1 protein-coding gene is annotated in these 353 nt (G+C 52.7%); it reads right to left on the bottom strand.

The window, feature by feature from the left end; translation table 11 throughout:
* Positions 1-353, bottom strand: a 353-nt coding sequence (locus A3850_RS00035) for a transposase (RefSeq protein ID WP_197493951.1), incomplete at both ends; no start/stop codon positions are given.

Raw genomic sequence — 353 nt, 5'->3', positions numbered from 1 at the left:
CAGGGATCGGTCGTTCGGCCAGGCGCCCTTCGTTTTGACAACTCGCCGGATTTCACGGTTAAGGTTCTCGATCGCATTGGTCGTGTAGGTTAACTTCTTCAACGCCGGACTCAGCTTCATACACGTCATCAGCTCGTCCCAGTCCTTGCGCCAAAGTGCAACCACTAGATCATACTTACCCTGCCAGTAGTTACCGAAGTCCTCCAACCGGCGGCTTGCCTCGGCTTCGTTAACGGCATTGTAAACCTCTTTTAGTTGACGCAGGACCTGTTTAGAGTCCTTGTCATCCAGTAAACGGAAGGTATTGCGGATCTTATGGACGACACAGCGCTGGATTTGCGTCTGTGGCCATG

This window comes from Lewinella sp. 4G2 (assembly GCF_001625015.1).
GTDB lineage: Bacteria > Bacteroidota > Bacteroidia > Chitinophagales > Saprospiraceae > Neolewinella.
The sequence above is the reverse complement of the archived record's forward strand: the minus strand, read 5'-3'. Positions and strand labels throughout refer to the sequence as shown.